Source organism: Amycolatopsis sp. CA-128772, assembly GCF_002904295.1.
Lineage (GTDB): Bacteria > Actinomycetota > Actinomycetes > Mycobacteriales > Pseudonocardiaceae > Amycolatopsis.
In genome coordinates this window covers 1-2,454 of record NZ_PPHG01000113.1, presented here as the reverse complement: position 1 = coordinate 2,454, position 2,454 = coordinate 1, and the positions used below count along the sequence as shown (strand labels likewise).

General features: G+C 67.9%; 2 protein-coding genes and 2 pseudogenes. 1 reads left to right on the top strand and 3 read right to left on the bottom strand.

All coding sequences use genetic code 11. The features are described 5' to 3' along the window. From C2L59_RS46385 to C2L59_RS50010, 3 genes and pseudogenes are all read right to left on the bottom strand, one after another. The coding region (locus tag C2L59_RS46385; protein WP_103355963.1) for a fasciclin domain-containing protein at positions 1-665 on the bottom strand (665 nt) is incomplete at its 3' end. A gap of 112 nt (positions 666-777) precedes the next feature. After that, positions 778-1,068 (bottom strand): annotated as a pseudogene (locus C2L59_RS46380) (molybdopterin-binding protein); the annotation flags it as partial. Between the two features lie 140 nt (positions 1,069-1,208). Beyond that, on the bottom strand, positions 1,209-1,337 hold the full coding sequence (locus tag C2L59_RS50010) for a hypothetical protein (protein WP_255410389.1): 129 nt from the start codon (positions 1,335-1,337) through the stop codon (positions 1,209-1,211). Between the two features lie 290 nt (positions 1,338-1,627). On the opposite strand from C2L59_RS50010, the pseudogene C2L59_RS46375 reads away from it, so the two are divergent. Further along, positions 1,628-2,454, top strand: a pseudogene (locus C2L59_RS46375) (IS481 family transposase); the annotation flags it as partial.

Below are 2,454 nucleotides of genomic sequence, written 5' to 3'. Positions count from 1 at the left end.
TTGGTGCCGGGGGTGAGGACCTTGTCGATGACGAACACGGTGGCGTTCTTGGTGGGGATGTTGCCGCACAGGATCTTGGCGCCGTTGACGGTCATGTTCTCGCCGGAGCCTTCGATCTTCAGCGGGCCCCCGGCGGTGTTGAGCGACTCCAGCGTGCCAGCGGCGGCGAGACCCTTGGCGTCGTAGCGCTTACCCACGACGTGGTACTGCAAGATCGGCGCCAGCTGATCGGGCTTGCCCGCCAGCTCGGCGAACTTCGCGTCACCCAACGCCGCGAACGCCGGGTCCGCCGGCGCGAACACCGTGATGGCCTGCTGACTGTTGAGCGTGTCAACCAGGTTGGTGGCCTTCACCGCCGCCACCAGCTTGGTCAGCAGCGGGTTCGTCGACGCGGCCGAAGCGACCGGCTGCGGCCCCATCGAATCCAGCGAGCCGGGCGCGGAACCCTGCGGCAGCTGCGAACACGCCGGACCGAACACATCGGCGTTGGTCGTCACACCGTCCGGCGAGCCCGTCGATCCGGCGGTGCTCGGGGCGGGCACCGAGGTGGAGGGGGCGGGGGCGCTGCTGGAGGCCGAAGAGCCGCTGTTGCTGCTGCCGCACGCGGTCAGGGTGAGGGCTGCGGCCGCGGTGAGGCCGATGCCAGCGATACGAAGCTTGGTCATGAAATTCACTCCATCGGATGGCGCGGTGGGAACGAGATCTCAGCGGTTCCCGTTTTGTTGCCGGTGATTCGGAACCCTTGGGGACACGGATTGGCCGATCGGGAAGAAAATTTCAAGCGGCGGTGAAGGTGACGTTGTGCCAGCCGGTCGCACCGTCGGGGACGGTGCCCGCCCGCATGTCGGTCTAGGTGTAGCCGGACTTGTCGGTGGCGCGGCAGAATACCTGGTGCACCCCGGCGAGCAGGTCGACCTCGGCCCACCACATCCGCCAGGTGTCGAGGTTGACCTCGTGGGAGAGCATGGCCTCTTGCCAGGGGCCTTGGTCGACGCGGACCTCCACCTTCGCGACGCCGGTGTGCAGCGCCCACGCCACTCCCGCGACCCGGACTTTTCCCTTGCCGACGTCGTCGCTGATGGCGGCGTCGATCAGCCGCGCGGCCGTAGATTCATCAATTGTGGCGAATGAGCGCTTGCTCATCCAGGTCACGTCGAGAGACGGCTGAGCCTAGAGCATCGGCCCGCTCTGGATGCGCCGGGTCGTGATCAACGGATACCTGTGCAATTTTCGAGGCTCACCGTGGCGCCGGAGCGGCTGTCGCCGCCGGAATCACCGATGCCGCCGAACCGGGCTTGGGTTTCGTCATGGACCATGTGGTCGCTGACGTGCGCCATGCCCGCCTGCAACCGGTCGTCGACGTCGAGGCGCAGGCGGTACAGCCAACGTGCACGCCGGCGACCAGACCGAACGGCGTCCGTTGGCCAGCTCGATCCCTTCGCGCCCGCGCGAACCGACCGGTCGACGATGTGATCGCCTTTGGCTCTCGTTGATGACCTAGTTGTGATGTCCAGGGACGTTGTCCCGAGTTGAGGTGACCCGGTGTCGGCCTGTCGTGCTGATAGGTGAAGGCCTCCGGCTGTGAAGTGGAGCTGTCGAGGAACCGCTTCACCCACCGGAGGCCTTCGTGTCCCACCCTAACGCCACCCTGACCCCACGCACCCGGCTACGACTGGCACGCCTGATCGTCGAATAAGGCTGGACCTGCGCCGAAGTAGCGAAGATATTCATGGTCGCCGCAAAGACCGCGGCGAAGTGGGCCAAGCGCTACCGCGACGAGGGCGCAGCCGGGATGGCTGATCGCAGCAGCCGGCCCCACCACAGCCCGGCCCGCACACCCGGGCCGGTGGTCCGGGCGATCGTGAAGCTGCGGTGGCGGCAGCGGCTGGGCCCGGTCCAGATCGCCGGCCGGCTCGGCCTGCCCGCATCCACCGTGCACGTGGTCCTGGTGCGCTGCCGGATCAACCGCCTGTCCCGTATCGACCGGGTCACCGGCGAACCGCTGCGCCGCTACGAACACGACCACCCCGGGTCGCTGCTGCACGTCGATGTCACCAAGTTCGGCAACATCCCCGACGGCGGCGGGCACCGCTACGTCGGCCGGCAATAGGGCGAGGTCAACAAGCGAGCCACTCTGGGGCTGCCCCGCGGCGCGGACTACAAGCCCCGCACCGGGACCGCGTTCGTGCACACCGTCATCGACGACCACTCCCGCGTCGCCTACGCCGAGATCCACGCCGACGAAACCGCCGCCACCGCCACGGCGGTCCTGCGCCGGGCGGTGTCCTGGTTCGCCGACCTGGGCGTCACCGTCGAGCGCGTGTTATCGGACAACGGCTCGGCCTACCGCTCCCATGCTTGGCGGGACACGTGCGCCGAGCTGGGCATCAGCCCGAAACGGACCCGGCCTTACCGGCCGCAGACCAATGGCAAGATCGAACGGTTCCACCGGAC

Coding starts and splice junctions, on each gene's coding strand:
- C2L59_RS50010 (WP_255410389.1), bottom strand. CDS start 1,337: ATGGCGCACGTCAGCGACCACATGGTCCATGACGAAACCCAAGCCCGG.